The 14151-nt window shown below is 76.4% G+C and carries 15 protein-coding genes and 1 pseudogene; 8 read left to right on the top strand and 8 right to left on the bottom strand.

The genetic code is table 11. The features are described 5' to 3' along the window. Positions 1-58: 58 nt before the first annotated feature. Together C6N75_RS12250 and C6N75_RS12245 are read left to right on the top strand one after the other, a co-directional pair. Positions 59-493 carry a hypothetical protein gene (locus C6N75_RS12250; RefSeq protein WP_105868905.1) on the top strand — a complete coding sequence of 145 codons (435 nt, stop codon included), beginning with the start codon at positions 59-61 and terminating at the stop codon, positions 491-493. A gap of 50 nt (positions 494-543) precedes the next feature. Next, positions 544-1023, top strand: coding sequence for a potassium channel family protein (locus C6N75_RS12245; RefSeq protein WP_322888048.1), 480 nt, complete (start codon positions 544-546; stop codon positions 1021-1023). A gap of 3 nt (positions 1024-1026) precedes the next feature. Here C6N75_RS12245 and C6N75_RS12240 read toward each other — a convergent pair whose 3' ends face one another. Then, positions 1027-2364 carry an acyltransferase family protein gene (locus tag C6N75_RS12240; protein ID WP_105868904.1) on the bottom strand — a complete coding sequence of 446 codons (1338 nt, stop codon included), beginning with the start codon at positions 2362-2364 and terminating at the stop codon, positions 1027-1029. Between the two features lie 240 nt (positions 2365-2604). Further along, a complete protein-coding gene (locus C6N75_RS12235; protein WP_105868903.1) occupies positions 2605-4035 on the bottom strand; it encodes a dihydrolipoyl dehydrogenase family protein in 1431 nt (476 codons plus the stop codon). A gap of 152 nt (positions 4036-4187) precedes the next feature. Here C6N75_RS12235 and trxA point away from each other — a divergent pair, with 152 nt between their 5' ends. Next, positions 4188-4571, top strand: coding sequence for a thioredoxin (gene trxA / locus C6N75_RS12230; RefSeq protein WP_105868902.1), 384 nt, complete (start codon positions 4188-4190; stop codon positions 4569-4571). 40 nt (positions 4572-4611) lie between these two features. On the opposite strand, the gene C6N75_RS12225 is transcribed toward trxA, so the two are convergent. Continuing rightward, entirely contained in the window at positions 4612-5799 is a 1188-nt protein-coding gene (locus C6N75_RS12225; RefSeq protein ID WP_105868901.1) for a thiolase family protein, read from the bottom strand. Between the two features lie 123 nt (positions 5800-5922). Beyond that, positions 5923-6186, bottom strand: coding sequence for a hypothetical protein (locus tag C6N75_RS12220; RefSeq protein ID WP_105868906.1), 264 nt, complete (start codon positions 6184-6186; stop codon positions 5923-5925). A gap of 99 nt (positions 6187-6285) precedes the next feature. On the opposite strand from C6N75_RS12220, the gene C6N75_RS12215 reads away from it, so the two are divergent. Then, on the top strand, positions 6286-6762 hold the full coding sequence (locus C6N75_RS12215; protein WP_105868900.1) for a type II toxin-antitoxin system PemK/MazF family toxin: 477 nt from the start codon (positions 6286-6288) through the stop codon (positions 6760-6762). On the opposite strand, the gene C6N75_RS12210 is transcribed toward C6N75_RS12215, so the two are convergent. Next, positions 6741-7622 (bottom strand): TIGR02452 family protein, encoded by an 882-nt coding sequence (locus tag C6N75_RS12210; RefSeq protein ID WP_105868899.1) that lies wholly within the window; start codon positions 7620-7622, stop codon positions 6741-6743. The genes C6N75_RS12215 and C6N75_RS12210 overlap by 22 nt on opposite strands. Positions 7623-7799: 177 nt before the next feature. Here C6N75_RS12210 and egtA point away from each other — a divergent pair, with 177 nt between their 5' ends. Genes egtA through egtD form a run of 4 tightly spaced genes read left to right on the top strand, consistent with a single transcriptional unit; the run spans position 7800 to position 12164 of the window. Beyond that, positions 7800-9092, top strand: a complete 1293-nt coding sequence (egtA, locus tag C6N75_RS12205) for an ergothioneine biosynthesis glutamate--cysteine ligase EgtA (protein ID WP_105868898.1) — start codon at positions 7800-7802, stop codon at positions 9090-9092. Beyond that, entirely contained in the window at positions 9089-10444 is a 1356-nt protein-coding gene (gene egtB, locus C6N75_RS12200; RefSeq protein ID WP_105868897.1) for an ergothioneine biosynthesis protein EgtB, read from the top strand. Before egtA ends, egtB begins: the two co-directional genes overlap by 4 nt. Further along, on the top strand, positions 10444-11202 hold the full coding sequence (gene egtC / locus C6N75_RS12195; protein WP_105868896.1) for an ergothioneine biosynthesis protein EgtC: 759 nt from the start codon (positions 10444-10446) through the stop codon (positions 11200-11202). Before egtB ends, egtC begins: the two co-directional genes overlap by 1 nt. Further along, positions 11199-12164 carry an L-histidine N(alpha)-methyltransferase gene (egtD, locus tag C6N75_RS12190; protein ID WP_105868895.1) on the top strand — a complete coding sequence of 322 codons (966 nt, stop codon included), beginning with the start codon at positions 11199-11201 and terminating at the stop codon, positions 12162-12164. The genes egtC and egtD overlap by 4 nt, the downstream gene beginning before the upstream one ends. Positions 12165-12250: 86 nt before the next feature. On the opposite strand, the gene C6N75_RS12185 is transcribed toward egtD, so the two are convergent. The 3 genes and pseudogenes from C6N75_RS12185 to C6N75_RS31565 all read right to left on the bottom strand — a co-directional run. Further along, the gene (locus tag C6N75_RS12185) at positions 12251-13162 is read right to left on the bottom strand and encodes a DUF6891 domain-containing protein (protein ID WP_105868894.1); all 912 of its coding nucleotides are present in this window, start codon (positions 13160-13162) and stop codon (positions 12251-12253) included. Next, a complete protein-coding gene (locus C6N75_RS12180) occupies positions 13068-13976 on the bottom strand; it encodes a lysophospholipid acyltransferase family protein (RefSeq protein WP_258177371.1) in 909 nt (302 codons plus the stop codon). The genes C6N75_RS12185 and C6N75_RS12180 overlap by 95 nt, the downstream gene beginning before the upstream one ends. A gap of 12 nt (positions 13977-13988) precedes the next feature. Then, positions 13989-14151 (bottom strand): annotated as a pseudogene (locus tag C6N75_RS31565) (GNAT family N-acetyltransferase); the annotation flags it as partial.

Genomic DNA, 14151 nt, shown 5'->3' with positions numbered 1-14151 from the left:
TCACCCGTTCGGCGCGGATCCGGGGGCAGCGGCGGGGCGGGCGGTCTTGCATGGGGGCATGGGTCTGAACCGCGCCTTCCTCGCCGTCCCCTGCTGCGCCGCCCTGCTGGCCTTGACCGCCGGCTGCTCGGGGGACGGGATGACCGCCCGGCAGCGCCAGACGGCCAGGGTGGACGCCTTCTGCGCCGACCTGGGGGCGCTGCGGATGGACGCGGGGAAGCTCGCGGATCTGGATCCGCGCTGGCGGGGCGCGGCCGACGTGCGTGATCTGCGGGCCGACGCGGCGCACGACCTGGAGCTGGTGCGGCGCAGCGCCGAGGGGGTGCCGCGGGCGGGCGCGGGCGCGGTGGCGGACGCGTACGACGAGGTGCGGCGGGCGGTGGACGCGCTGCCGGGGAACGTCGCCGCACCGGACGCGGTGCGCCGGATCCGGCCGCAGCTCGCCGCGCTGGACCAGGCGATCGCGGCCTCGCAGGCGGCGGTGAAGTGCTGAGGACGCGGCGGCGGTCCGGGCCGCCGGGGCGGCTTCGGGGTGCGTGGCCGGTGGGGGCGGTGGTGGTGATGGTGGCGGCGTACTTCCTGCTGCCGCTGGACCTGTTCGGTCCGCACCGCCCGAGTGTGAGCTGGACGGTGTTCATCGCGGCCCTGACGGCGGTGGCCGTGATGCTGCTGGGGCAGATCAGGGGGGTGCTGGCGGAGCGGCGCGACATCCGGCCGGGGGTGACGATCCCGCTGCTGGTGTGCCTGTCGGTGCTGGTGTTCTCGGCGGGCTACTTCGCGCTGGCCAAGCATCCGGGGGAGTTCGCGGGCCTGTACACCCGGTTGGACGCGCTGTACTTCACCATGGTGACGCTGGCGACGGTCGGGTTCGGGGACATCACGGCGCAGGGGCAGGCGGCCCGGCTGGTGACGATCCTGCAGATCGTCTACAACTTCGTCTTCCTGACGGCGGCTGCCACCTCGCTGTCGCAGTGGCTGCGGGAGCGGGCCGGGGAGCGGGCCCGCTCCAAGGGCGGGGCCTGAGCGTCAGCGGCGGGTGGCGCCGCCGCGGCCGGCCGCCTCGACGAGCAGCCAGCCGGCCAGGGTCATGGCGACGGCGGCCGGGGCGGTGACCGGGACGCCGAGCAGCAGGGCGGTGCGGCCCTCCAGCAGGCCGCCGAAGCCGGTCATGGACAGGGCGAGGACGCCCAGGAGGCAGAGCGTGACGCCGGCCGCGGCCACCGGTCCCGTCCCGGGCGGCGGCACGGGTCCGGCCGGGACGGGCCGTTCGAAGCGGCGGAAGGCGGCGACGAGCAGCGCGGTGAGGACGGCGGCCGCGGCGAGCCGGACCGGGACGCCGGCCCACCAGGCGGCGGAGGCGGGCGCGGGCAGGGCCAGGCCGGCGGCGAGGGCGGCCCCGTACACGGCGAGCAGGGCGGTGAGGTGCCAGAGGAACGCGGTCATGGCGATCCCGTTGGCGGCCACCACCGTCCGCCACACCCGGGCCCGGGCGGTGAGCCGGGTGCCGGGGCCGCGCAGCAGCTCCACCGCGCCGACCAGCCACAGGCCGTGGCAGAGCAGCGCCAGAGTGGGCGGGGCCATGTTGGAGACCCGTTCGCCGGGCATGCCGACCATGGACAGCGGATACGGGCCGAGGGCGACGAGGAGGGCCGCGCCGGCGAGTCCGGTGGCGGCGAGCACGGCGGGCCGGCGGATCATGCCGTCGGCGCGCAGGAAGCCGAGCTGGTGGACGGCGAGCCAGACGAAGGCGAAGTTGAGGAACTCGACGAAGGGGACGGCGAGGGCGAAGCGCAGCACGTCGGTGGCGGCGGCGGCCGTGACGAGCCCGGCGAACGCGGCCCAGCCGTGGCGTTCGTGCAGCTTCAGCAGCGGCGGGGTGAAGGCGGCCATGGCCAGGTAGACGCCGATGAACCAGAGCGGCTGGGCGACCAGCCGCAGTGCGACGCCGGTCACTCCCCCGCCGCCGCCGAGCACCTGGACGGCGAACGCGAGGGCGCCCCAGACGAGGACGAAGACCAGGGTGGGGCGGAGCAGGCGCTGGAGGCGTCCGCGCAGGAACGCGGCGTAGACGGCCCGCCGGGGGTGGCGGCGGGCGGCGGAGCGGTAGGACAGCGCGTGGGAGAAGCCGCCGACGAAGAAGAACACCGGCATGACCTGGAGGAGCCAGGTCAGCACCTGGAGCGCGGGAACGACCGCGAGCAGGTTGGTGACGCCGACGTCCCGGCCGCCGGTGGCGGTGACGGCCGCCATGAGCCAGTGGCCGGCGACGACGGTCGCCAGCGAGGCGACCCGCAGCAGGTCGACGTAGCGGTCGCGGGTGTCGGGGGTGCGCTCGGCGAGGGCGCGCACGGTCGGGGTGGTCATGGGGCCACCCTCCGCGGGGCGGCCGGGGGCCGGACAGCGTACGGGTACTCAGGTACGGGGTGAGTACGGGCGTTCGGCGGGCGTCCGGCTCGACGGACGCCGCGACGCCTGCCGGGGGCCGGCCGGCCGAGCGCCGCACCCGGGGCAGGACCGCCCCAGCCGGCGCACGCCCCGGTCGGCGGCCGTGGCAGGAACCGGGGCCGCCCCGCTCCCGGAAGGGTGGGGCGCCCCCGGCCGGGGTCAGCCGCGGTAGGTCTCCAGCAGCCGGAGCCAGACCTCGCTGATGGTGGGGTAGGCGGGGACGGCGTGCCAGAGGCGGGCGATGGGGACCTCGGCGGCGACGGCGACGGTGGCGGAGTGGAGGAGTTCGCCGACGCCGGGGCCGGCGAAGGTGACGCCGAGCAGGATCTCGCGCTCCAGGTCGACGACCATCCGGGCGCGGCCCTTGTAGTCGTCGCCGTAGAGGCTCGCGCCGGAGACGGAGGCGAGGTCGTAGTCGACGGCGCGCACCCGGCGGCCGGTCGCCTCGGCCTCGGCGAGGGTGAGGCCGACGGCGGCGATCTCGGGGTCGGTGAAGACGACCTGGGGGACGGCGGCGTGGTCGGCGGTGGCGGCGTGCGGGCCCCAGGCGGCGGTGTCCAGCGGGGCGGCGCCGTCCGCGCGGGCGCCGATGGCCGCGCCGGCGATGCGGGCCTGGTACTTGCCCTGGTGGGTCAGCAGCGCCCGGTGGTTGACGTCGCCGACGGCGTACAGCCAGTCGGTGCCCTCGACCAGGCAGGAGTCGTCGACGGTGAGCCAGGAGCCGGGCTGGAGGCCGACCGTCTCCAGGCCGAGGTCGCCGGTGCGCGGGGCGCGGCCGGTGGCGAAGAGCACCTCGTCGGCCTCGACCGAGCCGCCGTCGTCCAGGGTGAGGGTGACCGGGGAGCCGGGACCGGGTCGGTCGAGCGCGGTGACCGAGACGCCGGTGCGGACGCTCGCCCCGGCGTCGGTGAGCGCCGCGGTGAGCAGCTCGCCGGCGAAGGGCTCCATCCGGGGCAGCAGGCCGTCGCCGCGGACCAGCAGGGTGACCTGGGAGCCGAGCGCCTGCCAGGCGGTGGCCATCTCGACGCCGACCACTCCCCCGCCGACCACGGCGAGCCGGCCCGGGACCTGCTTGGCGCTGGTGGCCTCGCGGCTGGTCCAGGGGTCGGCGGTGGCCATGCCGGGCAGCTCGGGCAGGACGGCGCGGGTGCCGGTGCACAGGGCGACCGCGTGGCGGGCGGTGAGCACGGTGTCGCCATCGGGGCCGCCGGTGACGGCGACCCGCCGGGGTCCGTCGAGGCGGCCGTGGCCGCGGACCAGGGTGACGCCGACCGATTCCAGCCAGCCGACCTGGCCGTCGTCCTTCCAGTGCGAGGTGAAGGAGTCGCGCCGGCCGAGGACCGCTTCGGCGTCCAGCGGCCTCTGGACGGCGTCCCGCAGTCCGGGGAGCCTGCGCGCGTCGGCGCGGGCGAGGCCGGGGCGCAGCAGCGCCTTGCTGGGCATGCAGGCCCAGTACGAGCATTCGCCGCCGACGAGTTCGCTCTCCACCACCGCGACGCTCAGTCCCGCCGCCGCGGCCCGGTCGGCGACGTTCTCCCCGACCGGGCCCGCGCCCACCACCACGACGTCGTATTCCACCGAATGTGTCATGGGGAACAGTGTGGTGGTACGTGTGGTTGGTGGCCACACGGGCAGTCGCCCGGGGGCCCGGAAAGGGTTCGGGGCCCTGTCGGGCGCACCGGTGTCACGGCGGGGCCAGGAAGCAGGACGCAGGCAGCAGGTAGCGGAAAGAGGGAGCCAGCATGAGCACGGTCGAGCTGACCAAGGACAACTTCGATCAGGTCATGAACGAGAACAGCTTCGTCCTGATCGACTTCTGGGCTTCCTGGTGCGGTCCCTGCCGCCAGTTCGCCCCGGTGTACGAGGCGGCGTCCGAGCGCCACGACGACCTGGTCTTCGGCAAGGTGGACACCGAGGCGCAGACGGAGCTGGCCGCCGCCTTCCAGATCCAGTCCATCCCCACGCTGATGGTGGTGCGGGACAAGGTCGCGGTGTTCGCCCAGCCCGGCGCGCTGCCCGAGGCGGCGCTGGAGGACGTGATCGGGCAGGCGCGGCAACTGGACATGGAGGCGATCCGGGCGTCGATCGCGGAGAACGCGACCGGCGGCGAGCCGCAGCAGGGCTGAGGGCGCCCGCCGCCGCCCGGAAGGCGCATTCGCGGGCGGGTCAGCGCTCCAGGACGAGGGCGAGGCCCTGGCCGACGCCGATGCACAGGGCGGCGACCCCGGTGCCGGAGCCGGCCGCGGCCAACTGGTGGGCGACCGCGCCGGCCAGCCGGGCACCGGAGGCCCCGAGCGGGTGTCCGATGGCGATCGCGCCGCCGCGCGGGTTGACCACCGCCGGGTCCAGCTCGGGCCACTCGGCGAGGCAGCCCAGCGCCTGCGCGGCGAACGCCTCGTTCAGTTCGAAGACGGTCAGCCCGCCCAGGTCGCGACCGGCCCTTGCCAGGGCCCGGCGCACCGCCTCCGCCGGGCCGAGGCCGAAGAGCTGCGGCTCGATCCCGGTGACGGCGGAGGCGCGGATCCGGGCCAGCGGCTCGCGGCCGGTGGCGCGCAGCCCCTCCTCGTCGGTGAGCAGCAGCGCCGCCGCGCCGTCGTTCAGCGGTGAGGCGTTGCCCGCGGTGACGGTGCCGCCGTCGGCGCGGAAGGACGGCTTCAGCCGGGCCAGCGCGGCGAGCGAGGTGTCGTCGCGGATGGACTCGTCACGGGTCAGTGCCACCCCGGGGAGGGGCGCGACCTCGTCGTCGTAGCAACCCTTGGCCCACGCCTCGGCCGCCTTCCGGTGGCTGGCCAGGGCGAAGGCGTCCTGCTGCTCCCGGGTGACGCCGTGCCGGTCGGCGACCAGCTCGGCGCCCTCGCCGAGCGAGACGGTCCACTCGGGCGGCATCTGCGGGTTGGTCATCCGCCAGCCGAGGGTGGTCGAGTACATCTGCTGGTGGCCGGCCGGGAAGGCCCGCTCGGGCTTCTGGAGCACCCAGGGCGCGCGGGACATCGACTCCACGCCGCCGGCCAGCATGACCGAGGCGTCCCCGAGGGCGATCGCGCGGGCGGCCTGGATGACGGCCTCCAGACCCGAGCCGCACAACCGGTTGACGGTGACCCCGGGGACCGAGACGGGCAGCCCGGCCAGCAGGACGGCCATCCGGGCCACGTCGCGGTTGTCCTCGCCGGCACCGTTGGCGTCGCCGAAGACGACGTCGTCGATCCTGGCCGGGTCGAGGTCCGGGGTGCGTCCGACCAGCGACCGGACGACGTGCGCGGCGAGGTCGTCCGGCCGGACGGTCGACAGGGCGCCGCCGAAGCGGCCCACCGGAGTGCGGACGGCGTCGACGACGTAGACGTCGCGGATGGTCATCGGGGCCTCTCCCAGCTCCTCGCCCGGCCCGGCGCGACCCGTCGTGGACCGCCGGTGGTCCGGGCGAGTCTCCGCCTCGGCGGTGCGCCCTGTCAACGCCCGCCCGAACGATCGGCCGGGCGGTCAGCGCACCCGGGCGACCAGGCCGTAGTCCAGTTCCTCGCCGTCCACCAGCAGCGCCTCCACGGCCGGGGTGGCCGGGTCGATGTCGGCCTCCAGGCCGCCGCCGGCGTAGCGGGGGAAGCCGGAGGCGCCCAGCTCGCCGGTCGCCCGCACCACGGCGGTGCGGACGGCGACCTCGGCGAGGCGGCCGGGATCGCGGCCCTCCTCGGGAGCGGGAACGATCAGGACCTCGAAGGACGGCGGCTGTGCGGGGTGTGCGCTCATGGAGGCGACGGTAGAGAACCGGCCCGCGCCGCGCACCCCTGCGCCTCCGCCCGGCCCCGCCTGGCGCACCGGCCGCCACCAGGTCGTACGGTGGGACGGATGACGACGTTCTCCAACGCCAACGGCGACCTCGACGGCTCCTCCGACCTGCCCGGCCGCTTCGGCCCGACCGCGACCACCGAGGCGCGGCCCCAGGACGTGGGGCCGGTCCGGATCGCGTACGCCCCCGACACCGACGGTGCGCCCGACCCGGGCGAGATCGTCTGGACCTGGGTGCCGTACGAGGAGCGCGACGGCCGGGGCAAGGACCGGCCGGTGCTGGTGGTGGCCCGGGAGCCGGAAGGCACCTTCCTGGCCGTGCAGCTCTCCAGCCGCCCGCACGACGGGCAGCGGGAGTGGGCGGCGATCGGGTCCGGGCCCTGGGACCGGGAGGCCCGGGAGTCCTGGGTGGACCTGGACCGGGTGCTGCGGGTGCACGAGGACGGCATGCGGCGCGAGGCGTGCGCGCTCGGACGGGACCGGTTCGACGCGGTCGTGAGCCGGTTGGCGCAGCGCTACGGCTGGACGGCTGCCTGAGCCGACGGCGCGGTCGCGGCGGCGGGGAAGGCGGTCTGGAAGGCGGCGAGGGCGCTCCGGTCGCGGGTGCGGTCCAGCACGGCGAAGACGGTCTCGTCGAAGTGGCCGGCGAAGGGGCCGGATCCGGTCAGCAGCGCACGGAAGGCGTCGGCCACCTGGGCCGGGTCGTTGCGGAAGACGCCGCAGCCCCAGGCGCCGAGCACCAGGCGCCGGTAGCCGCAGGCGGCCGCCGTCCGGAGCACCCGCGCCGCCCGGGCGGCGAGCGCGGCGGGGATCAGCGCGGCCCGCTCCGGGGTCTGCCGGCGGATCACGCCGGCGTTGGGGGCGGGCGAGGTGAGGAATCCCACGCTGGAGGGCCGCGCGAGCAGTTCGTCGCGGTGGTCGCGGAAGACCGGGACGCCCGGCGAGTGGATGACCCGGTCGGAGTAGAACGGGTCGGGGTGTGCGCGGTGGTGGGCGTAGAACTCCGGCGCGCGCAGCAGCGTGGCGTGCAGGGCCGAGGCGCGGCACAGCGTCTCCTCCTGCGCCTGCGCGCCGTTGAGGTAGCCGCCGCCGGGATTGCGGGCGGAGGCGAAGTTGAGCACCGCGACCGGGTCCGGCGCGGCCGCGGCCAGTCGGCGGGCGGCCTGGACGGACGCTTCGCCGGTGACGGTGACCGTGATGGAGACGGCTGGCGGCCGGCCCGCCCCGGGGGCCCGCGAGGGTGCCGGGACCGGGTCCGGGCCGTACAGCCGGGTACCGGCCAGGGCCGCCTCGACCTGGGGCGCGATGACCACGTCACGGCCGTCCGGGGCCCGGTAGGAACCGGCCTGGACGATCTTCTCGGTGCGGCGGGCGATCTCCCGCAGACGTGCGCTCATACCCGGCATCGTCGATAATCAACCCGGCGGCCGACAAGCGGATTTCGCTGCCCGAGGCGGTCTTGTGGGATCACCGGAGGGTGGCTTAGGTGGAGTGGACACGCCTGTGGCGGAACACGTCCTGGGGGGCGCGGACGTGGTCCCCCCGGGGCGCCCATCGACCGGAGGGAACCGGGAATGCCGGTGTGCGAGGCACCTGAGAGCGGCGGACCGCTCGCCCTGGGCGAGGCCGAGGACCGCCTGCGATGTATCTGCTTCAAGACGGGGCCGCCGCGGACCGTCGGCGTGGAGGTCGAGTGGTTCGTCCACGACCTCGCCGACCCCTACCGTCCGGTGTCCGCGTCCCGGCTGGGCGAGGCGGTGGCGCGCTTGCGCACCCTGCCGCTGGCCTCGCCGCTGACCCTCGAACCGGGCGGGCAGCTTGAGCTCAGCTCGCCGCCCGCTGCCTCCCTGATGGAGTGCGTGACCACCGTCTCGGCCGATCTGGCGGCCGTGCGCGGGGTGCTCCGCTCGGCCGGGCTCGTGCTGACCGGGGCCGGCACCGATCCCTACCGCCCGCAGCGCGACCGGCTGCTGCGCGAGCCGCGCTACGACGCCATGGAGGCGTATCTCGACCGCTCCGGGCCGGCCGGGCGGGCGATGATGCGGGACTCGGCCTCGGTGCAGGTCTGCCTGGACGCCGGGTACGAGGCGCCCGGTCCGCAGGGCTACCGGCGCCGCTGGAGGCTGGCGCATCTGCTGGGCCCGGTGCTGGTGGCGGCGTTCGCCAACTCGCCGGTGCTGCACGGGCGGTCCACCGGCCACCGCTCCACCCGGCAGGGCCTGTGGACCGACCTGGATCCGCTGCGCGGGCTCGCCCCCGACCTGCGCCGCGACCCGCGCTCGGCCTGGACGGCGCACGCGCTGGACACGCCGGTGATGTGCGTACGCGGGGAGGGTGACGGCCCCTGGGCGGTGCCGCAGGGGCTGACCCTGCGGGACTGGCTGCGCTCCGGGCGGCCCCGCCCCGTCACCCGGGCGGACCTGGACTACCACCTGACGACGCTGTTCCCGCCGGTGCGGCCGCGCGGCCACCTGGAGCTGCGGATGATCGACGCCCAGCCGGGCGAGGACGGCTGGATCGTGCCGCTGGCTGTGGTCACCGCGCTGTTCGACGACCCGGGCGCGGCGGAGGCCGCCTACCAGGCGGTACGGCACCTGGGCCCGCCCGAGGGGGCGGCCCCGCCGCGCAGCGCGCTGTGGCGGGAGGCGGCCCGGCACGGGCTCGCGGCGCCCGCGCTGCACGCCGCCGCGCTGGAGTGCTTCGCGCTGGCCCGCGAGGCGCTGCCCCGGCTGGGCGCGGCCCCGGCCGTGCTGGACGCGGTGGACGCGTTCCACGAGCGCCACGTCGGCCCGGGACGCTGTCCCGCCGACGCTCCCCTGACCTCCATGGCCGGCACCGGCCGGACCGGGAAGGATCTCGGCATATGAACGGGCAGACGGCTGCTGCCGATCCCGAGGCGCTGCGGCGGCGGGCGCTGGAGGCGCTCACCACCGCCCGGGCGCGGACCTCGCTGCTGACCGAGTGCGTGGACGAGCGGGACCTGACCGCGCAGCACTCGCCGCTGATGTCGCCGCTGGTGTGGGACCTGGCGCACATCTCCAACCAGGAGGAGCAGTGGCTGGTGCGGGCGGTGGCGGGCGCGCCCGCCATCCGCCCGGAGATCGACTCGATCTACGACGCCTTCGAGCATCCGCGGGCGGCCCGGCCCACGCTGCCGCTGCTCGCGCCCGCCGAGGCCCGGTCGTACGCGCTGGACGTACGCGGCCGGGTGCTGGACGTGCTGGAGCGCACCCCGCTGGAGGGCCGGCCGCTGCTGGACGCGGCGTTCGCGTTCGGGATGGTCGCCCAGCACGAGCAGCAGCACGACGAGACGATGCTGATCACCCACCAGCTGCGCAGGGGCGCACCGGCCCTGACCGCGCCGGAACCGCCGTCGGGCGGCGCGGGCGCGGCGGGGCTGCCGGCCGAGGTCCGGGTGCCGGCCGGGCCGTTCACCATGGGCACCTCCACCGAGCCGTGGGCGCTGGACAACGAGCGCCCGGCGCATGTGCGGGTGGTGCCGGAGTTCTTCATCGACACCGTGCCGGTGACCAACGGCGCCTATCTGGAGTTCATCGAGGACGGCGGCTACACCGAGCAGCGGTGGTGGGCGCCGGAGGGGTGGGCGCAGATCCGGGAGCACTCCATCGCCGCCCCGCTGTTCTGGCGGCGGGAGGGCGGCCAGTGGCTGCGGCGCCGGTTCGGCGTGGGGGAGCCGGTGCCGGCCGACGAGCCGGTGCTGCATGTGAGCTGGTACGAGGCGGACGCCTACGCCCGCTGGGCGGGGCGGCGGCTGCCCACTGAGGAGGAGTGGGAGAAGGCCGCCCGGCACGATCCGGCCACCGGCCGCTCGCTGCGCTACCCGTGGGGCGACGCGGACCCGGGCCCCGACCACGCCAACCTGGGCCAGCGCCACCTGCGGCCCGCCGCGGCCGGCAGCTATCCGGCCGGGCGCTCGCCGCTGGGCGTGCGGCAGCTCATCGGCGACGTGTGGGAGTGGACCTCCAGCGACTTCCTGCCCTACCCGGGCTTCGCGGCGTTCCCCTACCGGGAGTACTCGGAGGTGTTCTTCGGGCCCGGGCACAAGGTGCTGCGCGGCGGCTCGTTCGCGGTGGACGCGGTGGCCTGCCGGGGCACCTTCCGCAACTGGGACCTGCCGGTGCGCCGGCAGATCTTCTCCGGGTTCCGCACCGCGCGCGACGCGGACGCCGCCGCGCCCGGCGCCCCGGGCGGCCGCTGATGTGCCGCCACATCGCCTACTTGGGTCCGCCGGCGCCGCTCGGCGAGGTGCTGTCCGCGCCGGAGCACGGGCTGTACCGGCAGTCCTGGGAGCCGCGCCGGCAGCGCAGCGGCACGGTGAACGCCGACGGCTTCGGGGTGGGCTGGTACGCGGACGGCGACCCCCGTCCGGCCCGCTACCGGCGGGCCGGGCCGATCTGGGCCGACCTGTCCTTCGCCGACCTGGCCCGGGTGGTGCGCTCCGGGGCGCTGCTGGCCGCGGTCCGCGACGCCACCCTGGCCGGCGCGGACGCGGAGGCGGCGGCCGCGCCGTACGCCTCGGGGCGGTGGCTGTTCAGCCACAACGGGGCGGTGGGCGGCTGGCCCGGCTCGCTGGCGCCGCTGGCCGGCACGCTGCCGCACACGGCGCTGCTGTCGCTGGAGGCGCGCAACGACTCGGCGCTGGTGTGGGCGCTGGTGCGGCACCGGCTCCTGGCCGGCGACCCGCCGGCCGACGCGCTGGCCGGGACCGTGTACGAGGTGGCCGAGGCCGCGCCCGGATCGCGGCTGAACCTGCTGATGACCGACGGCGAGAGGATCGCCGCCACCGCCTGGGGCGACTCGCTGTGGTATCTGGCGGACGCCGCCGCGGGACGCACGGTGGTGGCCTCGGAGCCATATAACGACGACCCGGCGTGGCGCGAGGTCCCCGACCGCACCGTGCTGACCGCCGGCCGTACCGACATCTCACTGACACCGCTCAAGGAGCCCCCCGCGTGAGCCCGTTCCTGCTGACCCGCACCCTTCCTGAGGACACCGCCGGCGCCGACCTGCGCGCCGACGTGGTGCACGGGCTGACCCGTACGCCGAAGGAGCTGCCGCCCAAGTGGTTCTACGACGCCCGGGGCAGCGAGCTGTTCGAGGAGATCACCCGGCTGCCGGAGTACTACCCGACGCGGGCCGAGCGGGAGATCCTGCTCGCCCGCGCCGGGGAGATCGCCGCGGCCACCGGGGCGCGGACCCTGGTGGAGCTGGGGTCGGGCTCCTCGGAGAAGACCCGCCACCTCATCGAGGCGCTGCTGCCCGGTCTGGAGGACTACGTCCCGGTGGACGTCAGCGAGAGCGCGCTGCGCGGCGCGGCGAAGGCGCTGGACGCGGAGGTGCCGGGGCTGCGGGTGCACGCGCTGGTCGCCGACTTCACCCGTGGCCTGGCGCTGCCGGGGACGCCGGGGCCGCGTCTGGTGGCGTTCCTCGGCGGGACGATCGGCAATCTGCTGCCCGAGGAGCGGGCGATGTTCCTGCGTTCGGTGCGGACCCTGCTGGCGCCGGGCGACGCGCTGCTGATGGGCACCGACCTGGTGAAGGACGAGGCCACGCTGGTGGCCGCCTACGACGACGCGGCGGGGGTGACGGCCGCGTTCAACAAGAACGTGCTGTCGGTGCTGGCGCGGGAGCTGGGCGCGGACGTGGACCCGGACGACTTCGAGCATGTGGCCGTGTGGGACGCGGAGCGCGAGTGGGTGGAGATGCGGCTGCGGGCCCGGCACGCGCTGACCGTGAAGTTCCCCGAGCTGGACCTGGCGGTGGCGTTCGAGGCCGGCGAGGAGATGCGCACCGAGGTGTCGGCGAAGTTCCGCCGGGAGAGGGTGGCCGGGGAGCTGGCCGAGGCGGGCCTGGAGCTGGCGCACTGGTGGACCGACGAGGCGGGACGCTTCGCGCTGTCGCTGGCCACGGCGGTGTGACGGCCGCATGACCTGAGGCGGGCGGGCCGCCGGTCGCGGGGACACCCCGGGCCGGCGGTCCCGTCGTGCCGGCCCTGGTGCGGTCGTCAGCCGACGAGGCGGCGGCGCCAGTCCAGCGGGGTGACGTCGATGGCGCGGCCCGGGTCCCCGTCCCAGTCGGTGGTGAGGCCGGCCGCGCGCAGGGCGGCGGCGACCTCGCGGCCGACGGCCTCGGTGGTCGCCGCCGAACCGTCGAAGCCGCCGTAGTACAGGGCGAGTCCGTGGCCGGCGGCGGCCGAGTCGGTCGACTGGGTGTGGAAGTAGACGAAGCCGCGCGATCCCGGTGCGGCCTCGTCGCCTATCTCGGCGTGGCCGCAGGTGCGGCAGCAGGTGAAGTTCTCCCGGGCGGTGACCCCGGCCGCCTCCAGCGCGGTGAAGGCGCGGGTGAGCCGCTCGGGGTCGGTCTCGCCGTGCCAGTGGGCCTGCTCGGCGACGCGCTCCCGCCACAGCCGGTCGGCCAGGGCCGCCGCCTGGGCCCGGGAGACCGGCCGGCTCTCGGCGGTGACCAGGTAGTCCTCCGCCAGCTCGGCCAGCTCGGCGCGGGTGGCGTAGCCGCCGGCCAGCACCTCCCGTACCCGCTGCTCCAGGGCGTGCAGGTCGGCGGCGAGCAGGTCGAGCGGCGGGACCTCGGGGGCGGGGGCCGTGTCCAGCGACCACCAGCACGGGCCGGCGTCCCAGCCCGGCTCCCGGCGGGCCCAGCCCGCCAGGGCGGCGGCCGCCGCCTGCGGGTCGTCCAGGTGCGCCCGCAGGTGCGCGGCCCCCTCGCGGTGCTCCACGGTGTACGCGGCGCCGCTGTCGTGCCAGACCTGGGCGAAGACGTCCGGCAGGTCCGGTATCCGCTGGAGCACGAGGAACCGGTCGCCGTCACCGCCGATACGCCGGACCAGCGCGGTCAGTTCCGCCGCGGACGGCCGCACGTGCCGCTCGCCGTTCTCCGTCTCCACCGTGATCCGCAACATGGTCCGACTCTGGCACACCCCACTGACAGCCGGCCGGGGGGCGGACCGCGTCCTGGGCGGCCCGGGCCAGCGCGCGGCGGTCGGCGGCGCCGGGGTGGCCGGCGGGGATCACCGGCAGCAGGGTGACGTCGGCGGTGAGCCCGCCGGCCGCGGCCACCCGCCACAGCGAGGCGGCCAGGGTGTCCTCGCCGACGAACGCGGCCGGCCCGGTGGGCCGGTAGGCCAGGCGTACCGGCTGGACGGGCGCGCCCGCGTCGACGGCGGCCTGGAAGGGGGCCGGGCGGAAGCGGCCCTGGGCGCGGCCGCACCAGGTGGAGCCCTCGGGGAAGACGGTGACGCGGGAGCCGCCGGCCAGGGCGGCGGTCATGGCCCGGACGGCGCCGGGCAGGGCGCGCAGCCGGTCGCGTTCGACGAAGAGAGTCCCGGCCAGGGCGGCGAGCGGGCCGAGCACCGGCCAGCGCCGCAGGTCGCTCTTGGCCAGCATCCGGCCCGGCAGGACGCCGGCGATCAGCGGGATGTCCAGCCAGGAGACGTGGTTGGCGGCGATGAGGAGCGGGCCGCCGGGCGGCGCGGCGCCGTGCACCCGTACCCGTACCCCGAAGGCGGCGAGCACGGTCCGGCACCACAGCGTCATCAGCGCGGCCCGGGCCGGACGGCCCAGCGGGGCGGCGAGCGGGGCGAGCAGCACGCCGAGGAGGACGGCGAGCAGGCCGCCGGTGAGGCGGGCGAGGGTGCCGGCCGGGGAGGCGCGGCGGTCCGGCCGGTGGGCGCAGGCGGCCGGGGTGCAGGGCGAGCGGGGCAGCCAGATGTCCACGGTGGGCCGGCCTCAGGCGGGTGCGAGGGAGAGGAAGTGGCGCAGGTAGCGGGGGTGCACACGGTGCAGCGGGAGCAGTACGTACAGGTCGGCGACGTCGAACGCGGGGTCGTGGGCGGGCGCGCCGCACACCCAGGCGCCGAGCCGCAGGTAGCCGCGCAGCAGCGGCGGGAGC

Origin of the sequence: Streptomyces solincola (assembly GCF_002982015.1) — a bacterium.
GTDB lineage: Bacteria > Actinomycetota > Actinomycetes > Streptomycetales > Streptomycetaceae > Streptomyces > Streptomyces solincola.
The sequence above is the reverse complement of the archived record's forward strand: the minus strand, read 5'-3'. Positions and strand labels throughout refer to the sequence as shown.

What these genes read in the sequence shown, in the direction of transcription:
- C6N75_RS12250 (WP_105868905.1), top strand. Translation starts at nt 59, where the DNA reads ATGGGTCTGAACCGCGCCTTCCTCGCCGTCCCCTGCTGCGCCGCCCTG.
- C6N75_RS12240 (WP_105868904.1), bottom strand. Translation starts at nt 2,364, where the DNA reads ATGACCACCCCGACCGTGCGCGCCCTCGCCGAGCGCACCCCCGACACC.
- C6N75_RS12235 (WP_105868903.1), bottom strand. Translation starts at nt 4,035, where the DNA reads ATGACACATTCGGTGGAATACGACGTCGTGGTGGTGGGCGCGGGCCCG.
- trxA (WP_105868902.1), top strand. Translation starts at nt 4,188, where the DNA reads ATGAGCACGGTCGAGCTGACCAAGGACAACTTCGATCAGGTCATGAAC.
- C6N75_RS12225 (WP_105868901.1), bottom strand. Translation starts at nt 5,799, where the DNA reads ATGACCATCCGCGACGTCTACGTCGTCGACGCCGTCCGCACTCCGGTG.
- C6N75_RS12220 (WP_105868906.1), bottom strand. Translation starts at nt 6,186, where the DNA reads ATGAGCGCACACCCCGCACAGCCGCCGTCCTTCGAGGTCCTGATCGTT.
- C6N75_RS12215 (WP_105868900.1), top strand. Translation starts at nt 6,286, where the DNA reads ATGACGACGTTCTCCAACGCCAACGGCGACCTCGACGGCTCCTCCGAC.
- C6N75_RS12210 (WP_105868899.1), bottom strand. Translation starts at nt 7,622, where the DNA reads ATGAGCGCACGTCTGCGGGAGATCGCCCGCCGCACCGAGAAGATCGTC.
- egtA (WP_105868898.1), top strand. Translation starts at nt 7,800, where the DNA reads ATGCCGGTGTGCGAGGCACCTGAGAGCGGCGGACCGCTCGCCCTGGGC.
- egtB (WP_105868897.1), top strand. Translation starts at nt 9,089, where the DNA reads ATGAACGGGCAGACGGCTGCTGCCGATCCCGAGGCGCTGCGGCGGCGG.
- egtC (WP_105868896.1), top strand. Translation starts at nt 10,444, where the DNA reads ATGTGCCGCCACATCGCCTACTTGGGTCCGCCGGCGCCGCTCGGCGAG.
- C6N75_RS12185 (WP_105868894.1), bottom strand. Translation starts at nt 13,162, where the DNA reads ATGTTGCGGATCACGGTGGAGACGGAGAACGGCGAGCGGCACGTGCGG.